This is a genomic window from Erythrobacter sp. JB2-19 (assembly GCF_057365005.1).
On the sequence record NZ_CP200290.1, the window covers coordinates 1,403,100 to 1,426,657 of the forward strand.

At 56.2% G+C, this 23,558-nt stretch carries 24 protein-coding genes and 1 pseudogene; 19 read left to right on the plus strand and 6 right to left on the minus strand.

What is annotated here, in order from left to right:
- Positions 1–19: 19 nt before the first annotated feature.
- Entirely contained in the window at positions 20–2,518 is a 2,499-nt protein-coding gene (locus AC0V6O_RS06725; protein WP_486142617.1) for a TonB-dependent receptor, read from the plus strand.
- A gap of 256 nt (positions 2,519–2,774) precedes the next feature.
- On the opposite strand, the gene AC0V6O_RS06730 is transcribed toward AC0V6O_RS06725, so the two are convergent.
- Together AC0V6O_RS06730 and AC0V6O_RS06735 are read right to left on the minus strand one after the other, a co-directional pair.
- Positions 2,775–4,079 (minus strand): flavin monoamine oxidase family protein, encoded by a 1,305-nt coding sequence (locus tag AC0V6O_RS06730; protein WP_486145533.1) that lies wholly within the window; start codon positions 4,077–4,079, stop codon positions 2,775–2,777.
- Between the two features lie 108 nt (positions 4,080–4,187).
- The gene (locus AC0V6O_RS06735; protein WP_486142619.1) at positions 4,188–5,114 is read right to left on the minus strand and encodes a DUF1838 family protein; all 927 of its coding nucleotides are present in this window, start codon (positions 5,112–5,114) and stop codon (positions 4,188–4,190) included.
- A gap of 104 nt (positions 5,115–5,218) precedes the next feature.
- On the opposite strand from AC0V6O_RS06735, the gene AC0V6O_RS06740 reads away from it, so the two are divergent.
- Genes AC0V6O_RS06740 through AC0V6O_RS06760 form a run of 5 tightly spaced genes read left to right on the plus strand, consistent with a single transcriptional unit; the run spans position 5,219 to position 10,091 of the window.
- On the plus strand, positions 5,219–6,073 hold the full coding sequence (locus AC0V6O_RS06740; protein WP_486142621.1) for an HpcH/HpaI aldolase/citrate lyase family protein: 855 nt from the start codon (positions 5,219–5,221) through the stop codon (positions 6,071–6,073).
- On the plus strand, positions 6,066–6,575 hold the full coding sequence (locus AC0V6O_RS06745; protein WP_472638567.1) for a MaoC family dehydratase: 510 nt from the start codon (positions 6,066–6,068) through the stop codon (positions 6,573–6,575). The genes AC0V6O_RS06740 and AC0V6O_RS06745 overlap by 8 nt, the downstream gene beginning before the upstream one ends.
- A 23-nt stretch (positions 6,576–6,598) precedes the next feature.
- Positions 6,599–7,783, plus strand: a complete 1,185-nt coding sequence (locus AC0V6O_RS06750; RefSeq protein WP_486142624.1) for an acyl-CoA dehydrogenase family protein — start codon at positions 6,599–6,601, stop codon at positions 7,781–7,783.
- A 10-nt stretch (positions 7,784–7,793) separates the two neighbouring features.
- On the plus strand, positions 7,794–9,002 hold the full coding sequence (locus AC0V6O_RS06755; protein ID WP_472638569.1) for a CaiB/BaiF CoA transferase family protein: 1,209 nt from the start codon (positions 7,794–7,796) through the stop codon (positions 9,000–9,002).
- Positions 9,003–9,008: 6 nt separating this feature from the next.
- A complete protein-coding gene (locus AC0V6O_RS06760) occupies positions 9,009–10,091 on the plus strand; it encodes a CaiB/BaiF CoA transferase family protein (protein ID WP_486142626.1) in 1,083 nt (360 codons plus the stop codon).
- A 5-nt stretch (positions 10,092–10,096) separates the two neighbouring features.
- On the opposite strand, the gene AC0V6O_RS06765 is transcribed toward AC0V6O_RS06760, so the two are convergent.
- On the minus strand, positions 10,097–10,849 hold the full coding sequence (locus AC0V6O_RS06765) for a GntR family transcriptional regulator (RefSeq protein WP_486142628.1): 753 nt from the start codon (positions 10,847–10,849) through the stop codon (positions 10,097–10,099).
- Between the two features lie 35 nt (positions 10,850–10,884).
- Between AC0V6O_RS06765 and AC0V6O_RS06770 the strand changes: the two genes are divergently transcribed.
- The 11 genes and pseudogenes from AC0V6O_RS06770 to AC0V6O_RS06820 all read left to right on the plus strand — a co-directional run bounded on the left by AC0V6O_RS06770 (position 10,885) and on the right by AC0V6O_RS06820 (position 20,049).
- Complete coding sequence (locus AC0V6O_RS06770) at positions 10,885–12,111, plus strand: MmgE/PrpD family protein (RefSeq protein ID WP_486142630.1); 1,227 nt, start codon at positions 10,885–10,887, stop codon at positions 12,109–12,111.
- A complete protein-coding gene (locus AC0V6O_RS06775) occupies positions 12,108–13,406 on the plus strand; it encodes an MmgE/PrpD family protein (RefSeq protein WP_486142632.1) in 1,299 nt (432 codons plus the stop codon). The genes AC0V6O_RS06770 and AC0V6O_RS06775 overlap by 4 nt, the downstream gene beginning before the upstream one ends.
- Complete coding sequence (locus tag AC0V6O_RS06780; RefSeq protein ID WP_486142634.1) at positions 13,403–14,770, plus strand: phenylacetate--CoA ligase family protein; 1,368 nt, start codon at positions 13,403–13,405, stop codon at positions 14,768–14,770. Before AC0V6O_RS06775 ends, AC0V6O_RS06780 begins: the two co-directional genes overlap by 4 nt.
- Positions 14,754–15,920: an amidase gene (locus tag AC0V6O_RS06785; RefSeq protein ID WP_486142636.1), complete on the plus strand. Its 1,167-nt coding sequence runs from the start codon at positions 14,754–14,756 to the stop codon at positions 15,918–15,920. Before AC0V6O_RS06780 ends, AC0V6O_RS06785 begins: the two co-directional genes overlap by 17 nt.
- Positions 15,921–15,930: 10 nt before the next feature.
- Positions 15,931–16,239 carry an REDY-like protein HapK gene (locus AC0V6O_RS06790; RefSeq protein WP_472638578.1) on the plus strand — a complete coding sequence of 103 codons (309 nt, stop codon included), beginning with the start codon at positions 15,931–15,933 and terminating at the stop codon, positions 16,237–16,239.
- A gap of 3 nt (positions 16,240–16,242) precedes the next feature.
- Positions 16,243–16,578: pseudogene (locus tag AC0V6O_RS06795) on the plus strand (SDR family NAD(P)-dependent oxidoreductase); the annotation flags it as partial.
- Between the two features lie 76 nt (positions 16,579–16,654).
- Positions 16,655–17,056, plus strand: a complete 402-nt coding sequence (locus AC0V6O_RS06800; RefSeq protein WP_486142638.1) for an SDR family NAD(P)-dependent oxidoreductase — start codon at positions 16,655–16,657, stop codon at positions 17,054–17,056.
- The gene (locus AC0V6O_RS06805; protein WP_486142640.1) at positions 17,056–17,928 is read left to right on the plus strand and encodes a polysaccharide deacetylase family protein; all 873 of its coding nucleotides are present in this window, start codon (positions 17,056–17,058) and stop codon (positions 17,926–17,928) included. The genes AC0V6O_RS06800 and AC0V6O_RS06805 overlap by 1 nt, the downstream gene beginning before the upstream one ends.
- A complete protein-coding gene (locus tag AC0V6O_RS06810) occupies positions 17,925–18,680 on the plus strand; it encodes an enoyl-CoA hydratase/isomerase family protein (protein WP_486142642.1) in 756 nt (251 codons plus the stop codon). The genes AC0V6O_RS06805 and AC0V6O_RS06810 overlap by 4 nt, the downstream gene beginning before the upstream one ends.
- Positions 18,677–19,579 (plus strand): VOC family protein, encoded by a 903-nt coding sequence (locus tag AC0V6O_RS06815; RefSeq protein ID WP_486142644.1) that lies wholly within the window; start codon positions 18,677–18,679, stop codon positions 19,577–19,579. The genes AC0V6O_RS06810 and AC0V6O_RS06815 overlap by 4 nt, the downstream gene beginning before the upstream one ends.
- A gap of 164 nt (positions 19,580–19,743) precedes the next feature.
- Positions 19,744–20,049, plus strand: a complete 306-nt coding sequence (locus AC0V6O_RS06820; protein ID WP_486142646.1) for a YciI family protein — start codon at positions 19,744–19,746, stop codon at positions 20,047–20,049.
- Between the two features lie 19 nt (positions 20,050–20,068).
- Here the strand turns inward: AC0V6O_RS06820 and AC0V6O_RS06825 are convergent, their stop codons facing one another.
- The 3 genes from AC0V6O_RS06825 to AC0V6O_RS06835 are packed head-to-tail and all read right to left on the minus strand — an operon-like array spanning position 20,069 to position 22,290.
- On the minus strand, positions 20,069–20,668 hold the full coding sequence (locus tag AC0V6O_RS06825; protein WP_486142648.1) for a carboxymuconolactone decarboxylase family protein: 600 nt from the start codon (positions 20,666–20,668) through the stop codon (positions 20,069–20,071).
- Positions 20,665–21,642 carry a quinone oxidoreductase family protein gene (locus AC0V6O_RS06830; RefSeq protein WP_486142650.1) on the minus strand — a complete coding sequence of 326 codons (978 nt, stop codon included), beginning with the start codon at positions 21,640–21,642 and terminating at the stop codon, positions 20,665–20,667. Before AC0V6O_RS06830 ends, AC0V6O_RS06825 begins: the two co-directional genes overlap by 4 nt.
- Before the next feature lie 6 nt (positions 21,643–21,648).
- Positions 21,649–22,290, minus strand: coding sequence for a hypothetical protein (locus tag AC0V6O_RS06835; protein ID WP_486142652.1), 642 nt, complete (start codon positions 22,288–22,290; stop codon positions 21,649–21,651).
- Positions 22,291–22,817: 527 nt separating this feature from the next.
- Between AC0V6O_RS06835 and AC0V6O_RS06840 the strand changes: the two genes are divergently transcribed.
- Complete coding sequence (locus AC0V6O_RS06840; protein ID WP_486142654.1) at positions 22,818–23,075, plus strand: hypothetical protein; 258 nt, start codon at positions 22,818–22,820, stop codon at positions 23,073–23,075.
- Positions 23,076–23,252: 177 nt separating this feature from the next.
- Positions 23,253–23,402: a hypothetical protein gene (locus AC0V6O_RS06845; protein ID WP_486142656.1), complete on the plus strand. Its 150-nt coding sequence runs from the start codon at positions 23,253–23,255 to the stop codon at positions 23,400–23,402.
- Positions 23,403–23,558: the final 156 nt, after the last annotated feature.

A 23,558-nucleotide genomic window follows, 5' to 3' on the forward strand; every position in this document is an offset into this window, starting at 1 on the left:
TGTTTAGGGAGAAACGTAAATGAAACGCATGGTGAAGTCTGCTCTGTTGGCAGCGACGATGATCACGCCTGTTGCGGCATTCGCACAAGATAATGATGTGGCTGCGAGTGAAGAAGGCTTTACGGATGGCAACGTCATCATCGTTACCGCACGTAAGAAAGAAGAGACGCTTCTCGATGCGCCGTTGGCGGTGTCTGTCCTAGGCCAGGAAGAGCTTGAACAAGGCGGCTTCACCGACATTACCGAAATCACCAAGGCAACTCCCGGTGCCTTTGTCGAACCGAGCGGTAACAACGTGAACGGTCCAGCGCGTATCAACAGCACGCCTCGGTTCCGCGGCATCTCTGTTTTGAGTGGAGACCGGCTACAGCAGACAGCGACCGTATTCCTTGATGGCGTTTATCTTAGTGGCGGTATTGAGACCATTGGCGTTAACGAACTTCAGCGCGTCGAGGTGATTAAGGGGCCGCAATCGAGCCTGTTCGGACGCAATACATTTGCAGGCGCAATCAACTATGTGACGAAAGACCCAAGCGACGAATTCCGCGCGGATCTCGACTTGACCCTCGCCACACGCGATGAATATCGGATTGCAGGCGGCATCGAAGGGCCAATCCTTGATGGACTGAGTTTTCGTGTCGGCGGTAGCTTCGACACCAAAGACGGTCATTTCGACAATGCTGCAGTAGAAGGCCAGCGACTGGGCGATCAGGAACAATGGTCAGTCAACGGAACGCTGCTGATCGAACCGTCATCGGCCTTTCGCTTGAAACTTCGCGGTTCTTATCAAGAGATTGATGATGGTCCGGCTGCAGCGGCGGCATTTTTTGGTACTGCACAGCACAATTTTGGCGGCTTCCTGATCAATCCCGATGGGTCGGTGGACCTGACCGACAGCAGTCAGCCAGCCTTTGGTTCGCGCACTGAATCTGTGTTTCGTGGTCAAATCACCCAGCCACCAGCGGCGGCAATTGGGCAAAACTCCGGGCCGGACGCGGTTACTCAGTTTCTCGGTTTCTTGAATGATGCACGCTCTGATCCGAGCGATGCAATTTTTGACTTCAAGTATAATCCGACGACGGTTGACGATTTTGGTCTGAATCTCGATTCTATTCGCCTCAGTGCGCAGGGCTCAATTGCATTGAGCGACAACATCGAATTCAATTTCCTTGCGGGTTATAATGAGGAGCAATTCGGGTTTTATACAGACTTTGATCTCACACCGGACGTTTCGTTCACTAGTTTCTCAGCTCGTGAAACAACCGATCTAACACTGGAAGGGCGGTTCCAAGGGAGCTTCCTGGAGGATCGGCTCACGCTCATCGCTGGCGCGAGTTATGTCGATATCGACATTGAAGAATTGGGGGGCACAGCGAACTTCTTCTCTTTCCCAATCTTCTTTGGGGACATTTTCCGTGAGACCCCGTTTGTCTCTGGTGCGGAAACGATCGGTGTCTTTGGCTTGATCGATTATGAGATCAGTGATCAGTTTTCGATTACGCTCGAAGGTCGTTATCAGGAAGACGAGATCTTTGAAGACGAGGCCAATCTGGGGCTTACAGACCCTATTTCGCCAGCGACCATCACGAACTTTCTGCCACGCGCTACATTGCGATATCAGCCGTCGAGCCTGACCACCATTTACCTGACTTATAGCGAAGGTAACCTACCGGGCGGTTTCAACGCGGAGATTGCCCAACTGGATGACGTGCAGCTTGCAGAGCTGGCTGCGCTTGCACCGGATGCGTCAGTTGTATTCGGCGAAGAGAAGTTGCGGAACTACGAGTTTGGGTGGAAGCAGCAATCGGCTGATGGACGGATCGCGGTTAACCTCGCGGCGTTTTACATGACGCGCAGCGACGAGATATTTAACTCGATCGAGGTTGTGACCGATACCAGCCCGATGGCCCCAAATCCTCAGCGGACGGTGAACTTCATTTCCAATGGGGCGACGACCGATATCTATGGCGTAGAACTGGATGCAGCTATCCAAATCACCGACCAATTCTCGGTGAAGGGTTCATTCGCCTATGTTGATGCGACAATCGCCAGCTTCCCAGAAGGCGCGGGCAGCGGAGATTTCGGCGATATCTTCGGCCCAGATGCCGATATCTCGGGCCAGGAGGCACCGCGCTTTCCTCCGATATCACTGTCACTGGGCACGCTGTTTGAAGACAATCTCAACGGGCTGGGTGACATGCTTGATACCTGGTTCATCAGAAGCGATCTGTTCTTCACTGGGGAGTACTTTATCAGCAATGCCAATGTGGCGGCTGTCGAACCAGCAACGGATATCAATGTTCGTGCAGGTTTGAGAGGCGAGAACCTTGGTATTGAGTTCTTTGTGACCAATCTCTTGGATGAAGATGCCCCGACTTCTGCACAAAACTTTGCTGATACGAGCTTCGGCACGCGTACCTTGCCAGGCGGTTTCTTCAACTTTGGCCGGGAGGGTGCTCGTGTGATTTTGCGGGATCGCCGTCAGTTCGGCATCCGGTTGAATTACACGTTCCGGTAACGCCGCCTTTGTGTTGTCATAAACGGCAAGAACCTTGTCGATGAGGTGCACTAACGCTTGGTTAGCTGCACCTCATCGAACCACATGCCGACCATGGCCGCCGCATTGATGCGACCGTTCGTTATCAATTCTGGTCGCGTTTTGAGGCGGTAAGGTTGAAAGAGATTTTGGGGAGGGCTCAGCATGTCGCTGAGCCCTTTTGCTTTAATGGGTCAATGAACAGTCGGTTTTTAAGACCTGTGTCAGGGATAAAGTTCTAAAGGCGGCCTGCAACCAGATGGGCCGTGCGCTCCCCACTTTCGAGCGCGCCCTCCATACCGCTTGTCGCTTGCGCTAGATGTTCGCCTGCAAAGTGCAGCCGGTGGCCCACCCACTGCGTCGCGGAGGCCAGATCAGCGGCCATACCCGTACCAATATGATGATAGATTCCGCGTGCGTGCGGCGATTTCTGCCAGCTATAAAGCTGCACGTTCTCTAACTGCCCACGCAGCGACGGGCGCATATTTTCGAGCCTTTCGACAATGAGTTTTTCGGCGACATGAGGCGGCAAACGGTCAAGCAGATCGGCACCTGCGCCTGTTGTCCAGAGCTTTAGCATCGCGGGTTCATCGCCCAACACGAAAACTCTTCCGATCAGCGGATCATCCGTCCAAAGCGTATCTGGCATTCCGTCCTCACGCCATGCAGGTCTGCGGGCGCTGATGTAGGCGAAGCTGGCACGCGTATAGGGCAGATCGGCGACCGTTCGGGCCAGGGGCGGCGTTAGGTTGCTAGCGACGGGTATGTAGCGGAGCGCCGAGAATGGGATTGTGCAGATACAATACCGTACGCGGATGGCGTGATCGGAAAGGCGAAGTGTAACACCGCCATTGTCCTCTGCGATCGCCGAAACGAGCGTGTTTTTCCGAACTGGCTCGGTAAGGTTTGCGGCCATTGCTTCAGGCAGACGTTGGGCGCCACCAACAATTGTCGAAACCGCTCCTGCGCCTGCGTGAAAGATTGCCAGCGTCCGCGCCAAATGGAGCTGCGACATTCCTGAGAGGGAGTTACCGTTGAGGTTGGTCTCTATCAAACGCAGCTCTTCTGCGCTTGCGCCTGCTTGCAGCAGCATCTGCCGTATCGATATGTCTTGATCCGCTGGCGCGTTTAGCCAATCGGCGGGAGCGCTGAATTGAGGAAGTTTCCCGAAATAGGCCCTTAAGAGCGTTGCGGGCTCGCTTGCTCTCTTGTCCGCATTCAGTGTGTTGGCTGAGCTTTCGCTCCAACCGCTGCTTGGCGTGGATATCCCGTTCACGTGATACAGGTTACCCGGTATCTGGCCGCGGCCTACGCCTGCCCCGGTGCCGGTCTGGCGCGCCACACCCAATTCTTCTGCGACTGCATGCAAACGAGTATAACCTGCACCGACCTGTATGCCACCCGCATCAGGCGCACCGGGCAAATCGTCGAGCGTATGAAGCCTGCCGCCAATTCGGTTTTCTGCTTCAACTACGATAACACGGGCACCAGCACGCTCTAGAATGCGCGCTGCGTTAAGTCCGGCAAGGCCAGCACCGATGATCGCGACATCGGCTTGGGTCGTTGCCTAGTGCGGCACGCAGGGCAGCCCCTGCAATAATCGCCGCAGAGGTCCCTTTCAGAAAACTGCGACGATCAGCGTGCATCGAACTTAATGCCCGCCAGCGGGTTGGGTGTCTCCGCCTACCTCGCGTGCTTGGTCGGTCAGCAGTTTGAATTTGGTCCAAGTCGTCTCGTTAGGGCGAGTGTCATCTTTCGGCGGCGCATTTTCGTAGATCGGATAGTTTTTTCTGATTTCATTTTTGAGCACGTCGGGCAATTCTTCAAACCCACCAGGCAGTTTTCGGCCCATCGCGTTGAACACCATCTGGCCGGGGCGTCCGCCCATTTCCATCCAAGGTGCCCAACCGGAAATGCGCACCCAGCTGATCATTGGATAGGCCGTGGGTTTGGTAGAATCGAACAATTCGTCTTTCAGCGCGGCGAAGTCGAAAATTTCCATCGCATGATATTTGCCACCAACATATTCTTGATAATCGCCAGCCAACGGATTGGTGTAAAAAAGCGGAACTTCGAACGGCATGAAAACATAGGGCCCCGCTTCACGTAGTGTACCGATGGTGTACGGCGTGCCATCCGCGCCGCGCGGGAAAGTGGGACTGCGGCTATTCACTGGATCATTGTGGATTTGCATCACGGTGACCGTTTTGCCCGTGTACGGATTCTCCCATTTATCGACGACTTCGCCGGTCTGAGGATCTAGCATCAACATGATCTCTCGGCTGATAAGGCGCCAGCCGGTGCCGCGCTCGGCATCCACAACCTCAACACAGCGCCGGATGTTCATTCCTTCGCCTTTGAACAAGAGCTTATCGCGAATGCCAGGCGAGCGTCCGTAGATGTTACCGGACCAATGATAGACGGCTGGCTCATCCGCTGACACGCCGCATTGCAGTCTCTTAGAGATTTCGACAGCGTCTTCGGGAACGGAAGGATCCAGCGTCCGCGCACTCGCGAAAGAGCTTGCGCCAAGCAGTGCCGCAACGCCGATTCCAATCAAAAAACGATAGATAGCCATAGTTCCGTTCTCCCAAAAACGAAATTTGTCCGGACAAATTTGCATTTCTTGCTTGACTTTAGATTTGTCCGGACAAATTGTGAAGCCACAAAATGGCGCGAGCTTTGGCGTCGGCAAAACGGGTTGATGATTCTTTGTTTTCTGCAGCTTCTTTATTGTTTGTTCCCGGCTCCAGGGCTGATCGCTTTGATAAGGCGAAAGCTGGCGGTGCCGATCTGACGGTGATCGATCTTGAAGATGCGGTCGCCGCGGATGACAAAGTGAGCGCGCGAGAGGCGGCCTTGGGACAGATTGCTGAGGACAAGGATGGTTGGGCAATCCGGATCAATCCTGTGCCGACCGCTGCTGGGGTTCGTGATCTTGCGGTGCTGGCCGACACTGAGGCATTACCTGACACGCTGCTGGTACCGATGGTCGAAAGCGCGACTGAGGTTGCCGTTATCGCCGGAGTGCTTGGCGATCGCTGTCCTGCGTTGGTACCACTGGTTGAGACGCCAAAGGGTTTGCGTCACGCGCTTGAGATCGCTTCTCATGATGCGGTTGCGGCACTGATGTTTGGCGGCGGCGATTTCTCCGGAGAGCTTGGTGTGGAGCTCGCTTGGGAGCCGCTGCTGACAGCGCGTCAGCAAGTCATTCTGGCCTGCGCAGAGGCGGGCAAGCCCGCAATTGATGTGCCTTATATCAAGCTAGATGACGAGGCTGGCCTGACGGATGAATGCGCCCGCGCGCAATCGATTGGCTTTGCTGCCAAGGCTGCGATCCATCCGCGCCAACTGCCCGCGATCAAATCTGCCTTTGCGCCCAGCGATGCCGAAGTGGCCGAAGCGCGCGAAGCGTTGACGGCGTATGAGGCGGGTGGTGGGCGCGCCATTCGATTTAATGGACGGATGCTTGAGGCACCATTTATCAAAAAATACCGCGCGGTGATTGCGCGGCATGAGGAGCAAACAAATGCGTGACGGTGTTATTGAAGTTGCCCCTGGGCGCTTTCGCGAGGTTCAGGGTCGCTACTTCGAAGATTTCGAAGAGGGTCATGTTTACGAACACCGTCCGGGCCGCACGATCACGGATGCGGACAATGTGTGGTTCACGCTGCTGACGATGAACACCCATCCGGCGCATTTTGACTATGAGCTGTCAAAGGATACTGAATTCGGCAAACCGCTAGTGGTTAGTCCGTTCACCATTGCACTGATGACTGGCATGAGTGTCTCCGATACCAGTGGTAAGGCGATCGCCAATCTCGGATGGGACGAGGTTCGCATGACCAAGCCCTTGTTCGTGGGTGACACGCTCTATTGCGAGAGCGAAGTGCTGGAAAAACGTGAAAGCAAGAGCCGTCCTGAACAAGGCATCGTGACTTTCAAAACTATCGCCAAGAACCAGCATGGAGACATGGTGAGCCACTACAAACGCACCGTGCTTGTTTGGAAGCGCGGCTTTGGCGGCCTTGACGACTAAACTTACCCCTTAAGGAATTGACCATGGCAACCGCTGCAGTGCTTGAAAATCAAATACGTACCATTGATCCCGATGAAGAACGGGCCTTCATGGACGCGATCGACCGCTGGCTAGAACGGGAAGTCATCCCGGTGATTCAGCATCACGACCACAATGATCTGTGGCCAGAGAAGCTTGTGGAACAAATGGCAGAAATGGGTCTGTTCGGCGCTACGATCGGTCAGGAATATGGCGGCCTAGGCCTGCCGGCGACGACATATGCCAAGATTGTGATGCGCATTTCCAGCTATTGGATGGCTATCACTGGTATTTTCAATTCTCACTTGATCATGGCGGCTGCGGTCGAGCGGTTCGGCACGCCAGAACAAAAAATGAAATGGCTGCCGAAATTTGCGACCGGCGAGATCCGGGGCGGCCTTGCCCTGACTGAGCCAAATGCAGGTACTGATCTTCAGGCGATCCGCACCGTGGCGAAGCGCGACGGTGATGACTACGTGCTCAACGGCACGAAAACGTGGATTTCGAACGCCCTTAATGGTCAGTGCTTCGCAATGCTTGCGAAGACTGATCCGGGTGCAGATCCAAGGTATAAGGGCATGAGCCTGTTCATTGCCGATAAGCGGGACGGGCTGACGACTGGCAAGAAATTTGAGAAACTCGGCTACAAGGCGATCGATTCCGCTGAGCTGGTAATGGAGGACTATCGCATCCCGGTTGATCAATTGATCGGCGGCATTGAAGGTCAGGGTTTCTTCCAGGCAACGGGCGGGCTTGAGCTTGGCCGCATCAATGTGGCCGCGCGTGGTGTTGGGCTAGCCGAGGGATCGCTGCGGCTCGCGACGGAATACGCGCAGCAGCGTGAAACGATGGGCAAACCCATCGCCCAGCACCAAGCAATCCAGTTGAAACTGGGTGAGATGGCAACCCGTGCGCGTGCAGCGCGTCTGCTCACGCTTGATGCCTCCGAAGCTTACGATTCCGGTGAACGCTGCGATATGGAAGCGGGCATGGCGAAATACTTCGCTTCTGAAGCTGCGGTCGAAAACAGCCAGGAGGCGATGCGCGTTTTCGGTGGCTATTCCTACTCGAAGGAATACGACATTGAACGCTTCTATCGCGACAGCATGCTGATGTGCATTGGAGAGGGGACCAACGAAATGCAGCGGATGATTATCGCTAAACAACACCTCAAAGCGAACCCGGTCTGATCTGGTTCTCATGAGCGTGTCGCTACCCCTAGCCGGCTATCGTATAATCAGCGCCGAGCAATATGGCGCTGGTCCATATGGGACGATGCATCTCGCGCAACTTGGCGCGGAAGTGATTAAGATTGAACCACCTAGGAAGGACGGCAAAGGTGGGGGCGATACGGCGCGTGCTGTGGGTCCGCACTTTCTGCAAAAGGGCGAGAGTCTGTATTTTCAGTCGTTCAACCTTAACAAGAAATCGCTGACCCTCGATCTTCGCACAGATGAAGGTCAACAGGTGTTGCGCGAACTGGCCGCGACCAGTCATGCGGTGGCCAACAATATGCGCGGGGACTTACCTGAGAAATTGGGGCTGACCCATGATGCGCTGAAGGATGTTAATCCTGCTATCGTTTGCGCTCATCTGTCGGCTTACGGGCGAGATAATGAGCGTGCGAAATGGCCGGGTTATGACTATCTGATGCAAGCCGAAGCGGGCTATTGTGCGATGACGGGCGAGCCAGGCGGCGAACCGCAGCGGATGGGATTGTCGATGGTTGATTTCATGACCGGTACAATCTTCACGATCGGCCTGCTGGCAGCGCTGGTCGACGCGCAGCGAACCGGACAAGGGCGCGATGTCGACACCGATCTGCTGTCGGCGGCGGTGCATCAGACCAGCTATCCGGCGCTATGGTACATGAATGAAGGCGATGAGACCGCTCGTACGCCGCGCAGTGCGCACCCTACGGCGACACCTAGCCAGATGTTCAAGGCATCCGATGGCTGGATGTTTGTGATGTGCCAATTGCCGAAGTTCTGGGACATCCTTGTCGATCGAATTGGCCGCGAAGATCTGCGCAATGATTCTCGTTTCACGAGCAATGCAGACCGCTTGGCGAACCGCGAAGTGCTCACTCAATTGCTTGACGATGAATTTTCTAAGCGCCCGATGGCGCATTGGCAGGAATTGCTCGCCGGGTTTGTGCCGGTCGCCCCGGTTTACGAGTTGGGCGACGCGATGGACAACCCATGGCTGAAGACCATCGGAATGCGGGATAGTGTCAACCATCCGGCGCGGGACAATATCCAGATACTCGCCAGCCCGATTAAACTTGATGGCCAGCGCCTTCCCAATCGCGCGGCGCCTCTGCTGGGCGCTGATAGCGACGATATTCTAGGCGAGCTCGGTTATGATGAGGATGCGATTGCTGAGCTGCGCGCTGGCGGGGTTATCTGATCGGCGATGGGCAGGCTTTCGGGAATTACAGTTGTCGATCTGACGCAGTTTCTGCCTGGTCCGATGATGACGGTCATGATGGCCGATCATGGCGCGCGGGTTATCAAAGTCGAGCCGAAAGCAGGGGACCCTGCGCGAGCTATGGAACCGCGTGAAGCCGGTCATTCCGTGTGGTTCGCCAATCTCAATCGCGGCAAGGAAAGCGTTGTCATCGACCTCAAGAGCGAAGATGGCAAAGCGCAATTGGCGGATCTTTGCAGAGAAGCCGACGTATTCGTCGAAGGCTTTCGCCCAGGTGTCATGAAGCGGTTGGGCTTTGACTATGACAGCGTTAAGGCACTGAAACCCGACATTGTCTACTGCTCCATCTCCGCCTTTGGGCAGGATGGCGCGTTGGCGCATCATCCGGCGCACGACATGGCGGTCCAGGCGCTGGCTGGGTTCCTTTCGGTGAATGATGGCCCCGACGGAACGCCGGTTGTCCCGGGCGCGCCTAGCGCAGACATGGCGGCTGGGCTGACCGCGCTTTCAGCAGTTCTGATGGCGATTGTCGGTCGTGATCGCACGGGGGAGGGCGCCTATATCGATTGCGCGATGTTCGACAGCCTGTTGCCATGGTGTGCGCATACCGCCGGTGGCGCGATCGCAGGCGGGGAAAGTCCTGTCTCGCAAAGTCAGCGATCATTGGGCGGAGCTGGCTTCTATCAAGTCTACAACACTAGTGATGGAAAGCACGTTGCGTTGGGAGGACGCGAAATTAAATTCGCGCGCAACCTGCTGACCGCACTGGGCCGCGAAGACCTGATCATTCATGCCGAGCGCGAAGCGGGCGAGCAGGGCGAGCTGATCCAGTTCTTGCAGGATACATTTTCGTCCAGGTCGCGCGACGAATGGGTTTCATGGTTCGCGGACAAAGACGTGGCCTTCGCACCGGTCCTCGATTTCCGTGAGGCGCTCGACGAACCACATATTGCCGAACGTGGTCTGCTAGTCGAAGCGTCCGATGGAGCGCATCATATTGCCTCGCCAATTCGTTTTAGTGATGAGCCCTTCGTACCCGCACCAGTGCCAGGATTGGGCGAAAAATGAGCGTTTCAGCTATCGAGGTCGATATGCATCGCGTAAGCGAAGCGATCACCGGGGTGATGGCTCACAGAGATCTCATAGACGCTACTCCGCGGGTCAAGATAACATCTGATGATCCGCAGAACAGGCTTCCCCTCATCGATCTCGAGGAAGTTAGCGACGCGGTCATCCGCTGTGATCGCCTGAATGTCTTGCGTCACTCGCCCAATTGTTACGCCGGCAATCCGTTCAATCTGACTGAACAATGTTCCCGCCGCCAAATCGAGCTCATCAACAGCGTCGCCGAGTTTTTCGTGAAAATAGGCGTCTGTCACGGCGATCGGCGGCGTGTTGGCGCTTTGCCGCCGCACACCACGGAAGCGGCGCCAAATTCCGTCAGTATCTTCACCAATCTGTTCAGCCACGACCGCCGGCAGGGTGCCGGAATCACGCTCGGTGTATTCAACTTCGCTTTCGCGCGAGTATTGCAGAAGCTCACCAACATTGGACAAGGGTTGATGCAAGGCTCCGCCGCGCGCCGCGGCCGGTTGAACGATTGTGCCCGAGCCATGCTTACGCGCAATCAAACCTTCGTTTTGCAGCCGCTTAAGCGCTTCACGAACTGTAAAACGGCTGACGTCGAACTGGCTGCAAAGCGCTGTTTCCGTTGGAAATTGTTTGCCTTCGGCGAATCGTCCGGCGAGGATCGCTTCCCGCAATTCACCAGCTACCTGCATGTAGCGCGGCGTCTTGCCTTTGACGGTAGCGGCGGTTTCGGCCAACGATCTCTCCCAGTCCCTGCGCGGGGTTCAAGGCTTTGAGCGAACCCCATCTTGTGAATCTAGCGTGTAGGCTAGCGCGCATTGTCCCCGATAGCGAGAAAAAGCGTGCGCGCCTCCACCTTCTCGATTGGCTCGCCTGTGTTGCTGGTGCGCGCGATAGTCAGGCTCGCCAGGTGGGCAGCAAGATTTCTGCAAAAGGTTGGGAACGCGCCACATATCTCGGAAATGTGCTGGAGATGGATGATGTCCACCGCGCGGCCTTGCTGCACCCCGGCCCGGTGATCTGGCCAGCGGCGATGAGTATCGGCGGCGGTGATATGGACGCGTTGCTTCACGCGGCAGTGCGCGGCTATGAAGCGATGATTGCCATTGGTGCGGCGTTCGATGCGAAGCACTATGCGCATTGGCATCCGACAGCGACGATGGGTGTGTTGGGCGCGGCCGCCGCCGCAGGTTCACTGCTAGAGTTTTCACCCGCCCAATATGCGCATGCGCTGGGCAATGCTGGGTCGGTTTCCGGCGGGCTGTGGCATATGCGACATGATGATGTGCTGACCAAGCAGTGGCACATCTATCACGCGGTTCGCACTGGGCGTGATGCAGCGTTGCATGTGCAGCATGGCGCAACCGGTCCGCACGGCATTCTGGAAGGTCCACAAGGATTGTTCGCGGCAATGACCCAGCAGCCTAGAGAACTTGTGTCTAACGAAGCTGGCTGGCTGATCGATGAGGTTAGTTTCAAGCCATTTGCTGCCTGTCGTCATGCCCATCCGGCGATTGATGCAGCAATGGAATTGCGTGCTCTTGGAAAACTTGAGGCGCCCTTTGTTGTTGAAACATTTGGTGATGCACTGACGTTCTGCGACCGGCCCGATCCGCAGACAGAACATGAGGCGAAATTCTCGCTCCAACATGCGGTTGCGGTTGTGGCTGACGGGCGTGAAGCCAGACCAGAAGACTTTACCGAGGCGGCCATTGCTGAGCTATCTGAACTGCGTGCTCAGGTAACTGTGGCCGAAGATTCCGCAATCACAGCTCGCTATCCGGCGCATTTTGGCGCGCGTGTGAATGGGTTTGAACTGGTCGACACTTTAGGTGATCCAGAACGACCTGTTTCTGAAGATCAAATCATTGCCAAGATGCACACGCTGGCGACCTGGGGCGGGCTTTCTGAAGCGGATGCCGACAAAGCGGTTGATCTGGCGTTGCACGGCAATGATGGCGACGCGATCAATACGATGCTGCAGGAGTGGCTGACGTGAGCGCGCCTTCCAAACACACAGCTGATTTGATTAGATTTGCATCGGCTGAGCATACACTCCCGAAGGATGTCCGCGACGCATCGGTCCGCCTCCTAGGCGATACGCTCGCGATTGGAGCGGCGGCGGTTGATGCGCCGGGTGAACCGGCGATCCTTAGCACAGCACAGAAGTTTGGTAGCGTTGCCGAGGCGCGCTTGCTGGGTACATCGGAGCGCTTGCCAGCGCCCTCCGCAGCTTTCGTCAATGGCTACAGAATTCACTGTCTTGAGTGGGATGCGGTGCACGAACCGGCGGTTGTCCATGCGATGAGCGTAGTGACTGCGGCACTAGGCGCAGCGATTGATAGGCGAGGCGGCTGCGATCCGGAAGAGGCACTGATCGCACTTTCCATCGGCGTCGATATTGCCTCTGGCCTGGGCTTGAGCGTCGACAGTGCAATGCGCTTTTTCCGACCGGCAGTTTGCGGCGTGATGGGCGCAGCGGTGGCGGTCGCCCGGATCGACGGCGCGCCAATCGACGAAGCATTGGGCCTTGCCTATTCGAGCGCTGCCGGGACGATGCAGGCGCATGTCGAGGGCAGCGAAACCTTGCCGTTTCAAATTGCCAACGCTGCGCGCGCTGCTGTGACGGCGAGCGATCTTGCCGGGACTGGCTTCTCTGGCCCTAAAGACCCGTTGGAAGGGCCGTTTGGCTATTACGCCCTGTTCGAAGATGGTGATGTTGTCCGCTACACGGCAAATCTCGGCAAGGTTTGGCGCATTGCCGAGGTCAGCACCAAACCGTTCCCATCGGGCCGAGCGAGCCACGCAACTCTGGGTAAGCTCAATGAGCTTGCAATCGATCCTACGCAGATTGCGAAGATTAATCTGGCCTGCCCGCCGCTGATCAGGCGCTTGGTTGATCGTGCTTATTCCGCTGACATGACGCCGGCTTGGGCTCGCCTCTGCATGCCTTATCTGGCGGCGCTAATGCTGATCGATGGCCGGGTTGATCCGCGCCGCTTCACTTCGGCCGACATCGCCAATCCAGAACTCGCTGCGATTGCTGCAAAGGTGAGCCTTTCCGACGATGGCACTCGTGATGGCAATGCTCTGTTTCCGCAGTCGCTGACCATCACGCGCAGCGATGGTAGCTCAGAAACGCATTCGGTCGAGCACACGCTCGGTAGCCCGGATAACCCACTTTCGTCCGCTCAGACGCAGGCGAAAATCGATTTCGCGCGTGAGCTGGCTCCGGCCGATGCCGATGCCCGTATTTTCGACAATCCACTTGCCTATTTCACGGATCCTAAATGACATACCCGACTTACTTTGAAGCGCTCGATCATAAGCAGATGCTGGCTGACTATCCCGTCGGTGAAGAGTTCGTTGCGCGCTACAGAAGCATGAGCCGTGATGAGCTGTTCGCGTTGCAGGATGCGCAGTTTAAAAAGCTGATGGTCAAAGGCTGGCAGGTGCCGTTTTACCAGCGATTGTGGGGTGCGCAGGGGATTGAGCCGGGCGACATCAAGGGGCTGACGGATATCACCAAGCTGCCGGTTTACGACAAGACCGACCTGATGGCCTCGATTGCCGAACATGCGCCTTATGGCGATTTTCACGGCATGGGTGATCCGGCGGCGCGTCCACCCGTCGTCTTTCACACGACCAGCGGCACGACCGGTAAACCGCAGGTTTTGATGTTCGGGCCAAAGGGGCGCGAGGTTGGAAATTTGCTGGTTGGCCGGATGTACCGCTGGATGGGTCTGCACAGCGATGATGTCGTGCATTCAGTCTATGGCCACGGCATGATCAATGGCGGGCATTACATCCGTGAAAGCGTGACCAAGTTCACCAATTCGATCTTCCTGTCGGCGGGAACCGGCATTGAAACACGCAGCGTCAATCAGGTCCAGCTAATGGCCGATTTCGGCGTCACCTGCGTGGTTGGCTTTGTCGACTATATTCGCAAGCTTGCAGGCACTGCGGAGGAACTGGGTCTGTTCGACAAGATCGATATCAAGATGATTATTGGGCATCTTGGCACCGAAGATCGCCAAGCCACCGAAGATGCGTGGCATGGAGCGAAGGCATATGACTGGTACGGCGTGGGTGATACCGGCTCCATCGCAGGCGAGGGGCCGGACCGGAATGGCATGTATGTGTGGGAAGATGCACAATACCTTGAGCTGCTGGGCGTGGATGACGGCGCGCCGGTTAGTCTCGGTGAGACGGGCGACATGGTCGTCACCTGCCTGTATAAGGACGACATCGCACCCTGCATCCGCTTCAACACCCACGACATCACGCATGAACTGGATGGGCGGGGCGAGATCGCTTTCAAACGCATCGCGGGCTTCCGCGGACGCAGCGACAATATGGTCAAACTGCGCGGTATTAACGTTTTCCCGCACGCCATCGGGGCAATCATTGAAAACCGTCCGGATCTGACTGGTGAATATGTTTGCCATCTGACCCGCGATGCAAGCCAGCGCGATTCCATGCGCGTTACCTTGGAGAGCAAAGGCGGCACGGATCAGGCAGCGCTTGCCGAGACATTGAAGCAAGGCCTCGGTGTTGAGGTGGAAATCACCCTGTGCGAACCGGGTGGGACGGCGGCTGTGACCGAAATCGATAAGCGACAAAAGCCTTTGCGCCTGATCGATGAGCGCGGGGTATAAGACGGCCACGATGCTCGATCCCTACAACGCCTTTCTTTTTCGTGATGAAAACGTCGTTGGCGGCAATGGTCCGCTGGCCGGCGTGACTGTCGGCGTGAAGGCGAATATTGCGGTCAAAGGCATGCCGCTTCATGCGGGTATTGGCGCATGGGAAGACCGGCTTGCGGAGGCAGATGCTGAAGTGGTTTCTCGTTTGCGTGCTGCCGGAGCGGCCATCACGGGCATCCTCAATATGGAAGAGGGCGCGCTGGGCGCAAAGACAGACAATCCGCATTTTGGGCCGACGCAGAACCCGCACCGTGATGGCTTTTCACCGGGCGGCTCATCGGGTGGCAGCGGTGCAGCCGTGGCTGCTGGATTATGCGATATTGCGCTGGGTTCGGACACCATGGGTTCTGTCCGTATCCCGGCGTCGCATTGCGGCGTCTATGGGTTTAAGCCAGCGACCGACCGAGTGAGCCAAGACGGCTTGATCGCTGCCGATGCAACGCTTGACGCGATTGGTCCCTTGGCGCGCGACCTCGATGTGTTGGAGCAGACCTCTCGAGTCATCACCGATTTTGGCGACATCGCGATTGAGGGCACGGGTGCAACCCTGATTGACCATGATGTTGATGTGCATCCTGATGTGCAGACTGCGTTCAAAGCGGCTGTCGCAGCGCTAGACAGCACGCCAAAAGACGTCTCGCTGCCACATAAGCAGAGCCGTATTCGTTTCGCTGGCTTTATTGGCGTTTCAAAGAAAATGGTGAAAGATTTGATGGGCGTTTCCGTCTCAGACAATCTCGCCAAACTCCTTACCTATGGCCCGCGCCGATTAACCGAGGACTGGGCGGAGGATCAGGTCATTCTCGCCGAAGCACGCGAGGCGGTGCGGATGATCATTGCCGAATACGGCTTCCTGATCCTACCAACAGTTCCCAACCCGCCATTTGCCCACAGCGAGGCCGAACCCGCCGCGCAAGCAGACTTCACTTGCCTTGCGAACATTGCCGGTTTGCCCGCTATCAGCATCCCTGCCGGCTGGACCCAAGATGGCCTGCCAATCGGCGTTCAGATCGTCGGACCTGCTGGCGCGGAAGCGGGCCTGTTTGCAATCGCTCGGCAAGTTGATCACAAACTCAGCGCATACCGCGCGCCAAACTCCTAGGAGAGAACCCATGCGTATTATCGTTCCATTCAATCTGAAGCCAGGCACCGATGTTGCCGAATATGAGGAATGGGCAAAGACCAAAGATGTGCCGACGGCGAGCGCATTGGGTTCTGTCAAAAGCTTCACTGTGCACAAGGCGACCGGTTTGTTCGGCGATCCAGAAGCGACCCCGCCGTACCAATATTTCGAAGTGCTCGACATCACAGATATGGACGCATTCATCGCGGACGTTTCGGACGAGAAATTTCAGGAAGCCGCCGCACCGTTTCAAGTCTACGCTGATGCGCCGCAATTTATCCTGACCGAGGATCTGTGATCCATGGGCAAGTATTCTGGCAAGACGATAGTCGTCACCGGCTCCGGTAAGCAAAAGGGACTTGGCCAAGGTATCCTTCAGGCCTTCGCCGATGAAGGTGCGAACTGCGTCGTCTCTGACCTGATAATCGATGACGAAGCCGAAGCAGTTGCAGAGGAATTGCGCGGGCGTTCATCTGTTTCGGAGGGCAAGGTTGCCACTATCGCCTGTGACGTTTCCAAAGCTGATCAGTGCCAGGCGCTGGTCGCCAAGACGATCGAGTATTTCGGCAAAGTCGATGTGTTCGTGAACAACGCTGGGATCGGTTTCTTGATGAAGCCGCTGCTTGAGGTTGATACGGCGAAAGAATGGGACCAAGTGCTCTCGGTCAACCTTTCCGGCGCGTTCTATTGCACCCAGTGCCGCTGCTCGCGCGATGGTGGAGGCAGGCAAAGGTGGCCGCATCATCAACATTGCATCGCAGGCCGCGAAGACCGGCTTTCCGCATCTGCCAGCCTATGTGTCGTCAAAGCATGGCATGGTTGGCCTGACCCGCGCGAGTGCGGTCGAACTGGGCGGCCACGGCATTACGGTAAATGCAGTGTGTCCGAACCATGTCACAACCGGTCTCGGAGCGCAGCAGAACGAGTATTTCTCCAAGCTGCTCGGTTTCGATAATGTTGAGGCCTATCTGGAGAACATGAGTGCGAAAAACCCGATGGGCAGACCTGGCTTACCATCAGACACCGCCGCTGCGTGCATTTGGCTAGCGAGCGATGACGCATTCTATGTAACCGGCGAAGCGCTCAATGTCTCTGGCGGTGAGGAGATGCACTGATGCCACTCATCGAAGAACGTATGGATATGCCGGGCGGCGCGAAGATGGCGCTTAGCGTTGTCGTCAATGTCGAAGAGGGCAGCGAGATGACCATTGCCCGCGGCGATCGCGGGATGGAGCCGGTCGATGAACTGGGCGTTTTCGTGAAATCGAAGATGCGCAATTACTCAAACGAATCCAATTACCTTTATGGCATTAAAGCGGGCGCGCCGCGCGTCGTGAAATTGCTCAAACGCTATGACATTATGGCGAGTTGGACGGTCGCTGCGCTTAGCCTGGAAAACCACCCAGAGATTGCGGAGGCGATCGTGGAATTGGGGCACGAACCGGTCAGCCATGGTTGGCGCTGGGTGCACCAGTTTAAGATGGATGAGGACCAAGAGCGCGAGTTCATTCGCAAGGCTGTGACAAGCATTGAGATGACCTGCGGCGTGCGTCCCTATGGCTGGCTCTCGCGCTATCTGCTGACTGACAACACTCGCCGGCTGCTGTCCGAGGAGGGCTTCAGCTATCATATGGACGATTACTCCGGCGACGTGCCGTTCTGGGATCGCGAAACCATTCCGGGTAAGCCGATGTGCATCCTGCCTTATCAGCTCGACAGCAATGATATGAAGATGTGGACGGACCCGGCGCTGACCCCGCATCAATGGCTGGACTATGCCAAGGCGAACTTTGATCAGGTCTACCGCGAAGGAGAGGAAGGCAATCCAAAGATGATGAGCCTGGGGCTGCATTTGCGTATTATCGGGCGACCGGGTCGGATCTGGGCATTGGAGGAGTTCTTTAAACATGTCCGCGCGCATGACGGCGTTTGGGTGACCACTCGCAAAGCGATTGCCGATCACTTCATTGCGGAGAATCCCGCTTGAGCCTGCGTCTCGAATTGGACGGCAATGCCGCGCACCTGCTGATTGATCGCGCCGACAAACGCAACGCCTTCAATATGGCGATGTGGCAGGCGATGCCTGGTCTGCTCGATAAGGCAGAAAGCAATCCGGATGCGCGCGTGCTGGTGCTGCGTTCGGCGGATGGCGGCGCGTTTTGCGCTGGCGCGGATATCAAGGAATTGCTCGCGAACAAGGATGACGCCGCGTGGCGCGCAGCCAATCAGGCAGCGATCAACACCGTTCAGTACAAGCTGGCCCGGCTCAATATGCCGACGCTTGCGTGGGTAGAGGGTGATTGTGTCGGCGGTGGCTGCGGCCTCGCGCTGGCATGCGATATGCGGCTAGCGAGCGGTGCCGCGCGCTTCGGGATTACACCAGCCAAGCTTGGTCTTGTCTATCCGCTGCATGACGTAAAGCTGTTGGTTGATCTGGTTGGGTCAGGGCAAGCGCGCCGGATGCTGTACACTGGCGCATTGATTGATGCGGCAGAGGCGCTGAGGGTCGGCCTGATTGAGCAGATTACTGATGATCCCGTTGCGCAAATTGAGGCGCTGCTATCGGCGAGCCCGCATTCAATCCGCGAAAGTAAGCGCATGATTCGCTTCGTGCTGGATGGGCAGGCAGAGGAAAGCGAAAAAACCGCAGAGATGTTCGCGCGTGCTTTCACCTTACCCGATTTTGCGGAAGGGACGCAGGCTTTCGTTGAAAAGCGAAAACCGGAGTTCGGAAAATGAGCATCGCGCATGGTACCATTTTAGGTGGCCTTTCGACCGTACCAGACCTTGATCGTGCCTTGGTGGGGTACCGCGACTGCCTCGGCTTGGAATTGGTCGAGCAGGGCAAATTACCTATTGATCTGGCCGCTAGCTGGGGCTGTACAGGTAATGCGGGTACGCCCTATGCGGTGCTGCGTCCGACCAGTGGAGCGCCATGCTGGTTCCGACTTGTTGAGCAAGAAACTCATCCCGATTTCAAGCCGACGCGCAGCTATGGCTGGGCCGCGTTCGAATGCACAGTCGAAGATGTGTGGCATTGGCCTGAGGTCGTCGAAGACGCCGGTTTCACGATTGTCGGTCCGCCCAAAAAACTAGAGAATATTGAACCCGCCTTTATCCCGATGCAGGTTCTCGGCACAGGTCAGGAAATGGTCTATCTCAACCAGGTTTTGAGCGATATGCCGGACATTGATCTGCCGCGCGCAGAATCATCGGTGGACCGGATATTCATTGTCGTTCTGGCCACGCCAGACCGTGAGGCAAGTTTGAGCTGGTACAGCCAAAAGCTCGGCCTGGCGCGCGGCGCGGATTACACTTTGCCCTATTCGATGATCAACAATGCATTTGGCTTACCGGCCGATACGCAGACCACGATTACGATGGTCCTGGAAGACCGCATGCCGATTGTCGAGGTTGATGACTATCCATCAGAAACAATCGCAAGACCGAGGATGGAAGGCCATTTACCTCCGGGAAATGCGCTGGTTAGCCTGGCCGTGCGTGGTCTGGATAGCTGCGATGTGGACTGGATCAACCCGCCCGTGCAGCGCGAAGGCGCTCCTTACGAAGGTCGGCGAAGTGCGACGACCATGGGTCGTGGCGGCGAGCTGGTCGAAGTGATCGAGGTCGGCGAATGAACGCGGCCTTATCCGCTACATCCGCTTTAAGACGATTGGGTGCAGGCTTGCCCGGTCACGCTGTTGTATGATCGAGTGATCAGCAATACGATGCGTTGAAACAATGATACGGTCGGGCAAGTGATCGACCTTGTCGTCTTTGTGCCACCACAAGAGGAACTTTAGTGCCGCTATTTGCTTTTTACTGCCGCGATGGAGAGCATGGGGCGCGGCTGCGCGACCAGAACTTGACGGCGCACCTCGACCATGTCGAGGCGCATATTGATGATTACGCCGTCGCCGGCCCCCTGAAACGGGACGAAGAGACGGTTGGGTCTTTGTTGATTATAAAGGCCGCCGACAAAGATGGAGCGCGGCGCAAGTTCGAAGCCGATCCTTACTTTAAAGCAGGCGTATGGCAATCGATCCGAATAGAGGAATTCTTTGGTTTTGCCGGTGATTGGGTCGGCGGAGCGGCTTGGAAGAAATAAGCGAAAACATGCTGTGCGTTTAGTCCCGTTTGTGGCGACCAGGGCCCCAAACTTCTTCAGTATAGGCCTGGCTCGCGAAGCTGAGTGGTTTTTCCTCAAGCTCTGTCGCTAGTGTGTCGTTCCAGCGGTTTAGAAAACCGAACAAGCTGATCACACCCATAATTTCCAAAATTTGCTGTCTCGAGAAGTGTTTCTCTAGCGTATCGAAGTGCTCATCTGTCGCGGCATTTGGCTGTGTACCGGCCGCCAGCGCCAGATCGAGTGCAGCCCGTTCTGCCTCATTGAAAAGTGGGCTGATTTGATATTCCCAGACGGAGGCGATCTTCTCGGCATCGCCGCCTGCCATCTTTGCCGCGCCGTGAGCCGTGTGGGCCTGGCAATAGCGGCATCCTGCGGCGCCACTGGTGATTGTGGCGACCAATCGCTTGAGAACTGGATCAAGTTCACCAGGCTTGTAAATCACGGCAACCAATTGCTCGACTGCGGTCAATAATTCTGGCCAGTGCGCCATGGTGAGCACATCATTAGGTGTGAATCCCATGATTTCCTGAGCATAGGCCAAGCTCTCGCGCGTTCTCTCCGGAAGGTCTTCAATCGCGGCGGGATGGATGCGCGTCATGGCAACAGAATCGTTGAACCAGTGGTTTTGCCTGATTGCAGATCCCGATGCGCCTGAGCAGCATCGGTGAGCGCATAGGTTTGTCCGATTTTCACTGACAGGGCCCCTTTATCAAACATATCCCACACTCGCGTTGAGCCCGCTTCACGGTCAACCGGATCTTCGTAATAATGGAACAGCATAGGGCGAGTGTTAAACAATGAACCCTTCATCGCCAGCACGCCGACATCAACTTCGCCGACAGGAGCATCGGCATTTCCGTAATTGATGATTAGGCCCATTTTTCCGGTCGCGTCGAGCGAAGTTTCCCACGTTGATCGCCCGATCCCGTCAAAGGTCACGCGCACTCCCTCTCCACCGGTGATTTCGCGTGTGCGGGCGGCGGTGTCTTCTTCTTTGTAATAGATTATGTGATGCGCGCCTGCTGCACGGGCGGCATTGGCCTTGGCTTCTGTTGACACTGTCCCAATGACTTCGGCACCAATATGCTTGAGCCATTGCACCAGCAGGAGGCCGGTGGCGCCAGCCGCAGCATGGACGAGCACTGGCCACCCCGACTGTACCTTGCCGCAGCGTTCAACCAGAAATTCAGCAGTGCACGCTTTTAAGATCGCGGCAGCGGCGGTCTGATCGTCAATGCTCTCGGGTAGGCGGAACAGGTGCTCTGCCCCAATGTTGCGATGCGTAGCATACGCTCCAATAAGGGGGCCGAAGGTTGCCACCCGATCGCCCTCGACGAAGTTCTGGACGTCACCACCAACAGCTACAATCCGCCCTGCGGCCTCCAACCCCAACCCGCTTGGCAGCTCGACTGGATAGATGCCGCGCCGGTGATAGGTGTCGATGTAGTTAAGGCCTATCGCGCCATGCTCAATCGTCACCTCCCCGGGGCCGGGAGCTGGAAGTTCCTCTGTGATCCATTCGATCACTTCCGGGCCGCCGGTTTCGCGAAAAGTAGCGCGAGTTGATTGCATGGCTTTCTATACCCCTTCGATGTTGGTTGGAGTTTCGCTGCAGCTTGCTTGCACCCAGCGCAGATTGATCCCGATAATCTCTGATGTGGGTGCCCCCCAGCTATAGCTGTCGGCTCTCACTTGATCATCGGTGTGGACGTAAAGAACACGCACTGGCTTGTTCGGACTGCCTTTTGCCCAGGTCACATTGCGCAGGCGAATGGTCACGTCAGGAGCAACGCCGTTGCCAGAGACGAAGACGCGCCCGCCCTGATCGAAGCTTTTCAGATTGCGCTCAAACGTCCAATCGTCAGTTCCGTCAGGTTTGCTTGTATACTTTCGTACGGCAACCCAGCATGAAAATGGCATAGCGCGGCGAAGTTCGCTGCCATTTAGCTGCCAACCCCCTCCTTCGCGCCGCGAAAGATTGGGAATTGGAGAGGTCGCCCATTCGCTCTGCGCTGCACCATAGGGATCGATCCTGCGCCATTTGCCATTGCTGGCAATTTCCAACCCGGTCCACTCTGGCTTAGCGCGGCCTTCTTCTTCAGCGAAATACTCGTCTTCAGCGTTGCTCCAGATGCCAGGTGCAATAGGGTTTTGTCCAAGCGTCGATGTGGCAGGAAAAAGCGCGAGGACGGGCAGGGTAAGAACGATCAGTTTGCGCATATCGGAGGCAGCCTACGCCTATATTTTACCAATGGGAAGAGTTGTCCGGACAAATTGTGCCTGTTGGCAAGTCTTGGAAAGATGACAAGTAATGAGGCTTTGGTGGACGCACTAGGGTTCGAACCTAGGCCCCGCTGATTAAGGTGGCGATTTCCGATGTATCTCCATAATGGAAGAGGCCGCTAAGCAGCTCGGCTTTGCCAGGGCGCAGCAGGTTCCCGATGTAACGCGTCGACCACTATGGTGGCCGCTTCGCGTTGGAGCATCCGCTCGCTGTGACCGGCGCGCGCCATAAATCAGGCGATCAAGCAGTTTGGAAGGCCAGGTACTGGCCAGTGCGTGCTGGTCTTGATCTACGCGAATGGTGGGGGTGACAGTTTCTCTAATCGAACCCCGCTGACCTCTAAGAGGTGGGTCTGAGTCGATTTCGTCAGAAATTTGAAAGAAAGAATTCCGCGATCGGTGGATTATCGCCCGTGCTTGGTAGGCCTATTATCAGACTAAGAACCGGAAGGAGGAATTCTACCATGACCCAGAGAAGACATGTTCTTCTGGCGGCCCCGCGCTATGATTGCCTGTCACAGGACAGCGCGTGGTTTGCTCGATACATCATCGGCTGGCTCGCGCTTGGTCTTTTTGCCATGGTCGCTTTCTTGCTGGTGACTGGTCACCTGGCCGTTTGGGCGCAAGCGCTTTGCTTTCTGATGCTTTTCGCACAGTCGCTCCGACCGATCGTTGCAGCGCGTACTGTTTCTCAATCACGTTACGCGGAAAAGGCTAACTGACGATGCGCAGCCCAATTGTCGATCTGCGTCTTTGCGTGGTCTGCAACTTAGCGCAGACTTTCGTGCGGACAATCCAGTCTCAAGACGCGCTCGGTCTATTAACGAAAGGGCAGGATAACCAAGTGCTCGGCTACGTGCTGGAGAAACGAGATGCTTAGACACAAGGACGCGATTCTAATGATGATCCTTGGTTTTGCGATGACCGTTGCAGCAATGGCGCCGGCAATCATAAGTGCCCATTATGATAGAAACGAGCGTCTCGAATATTACTATGCGTCCGTAGATGCAGCCGATGAAACAAGATCTTATGTTTCTGAAGAAGGGTAATGATATCTGATGCTTGCGTAGGAAGTCGCCCGCTATGCGTCAAAACCTCTAACTAACGGACTGTAGCCGATTGTCCGTTCGGAATGGTCCTATTTTTGTCTGGCCACAACCTCATTTAGACAAATTGGCGATGAACCCTGGGATGGCACCAAACCG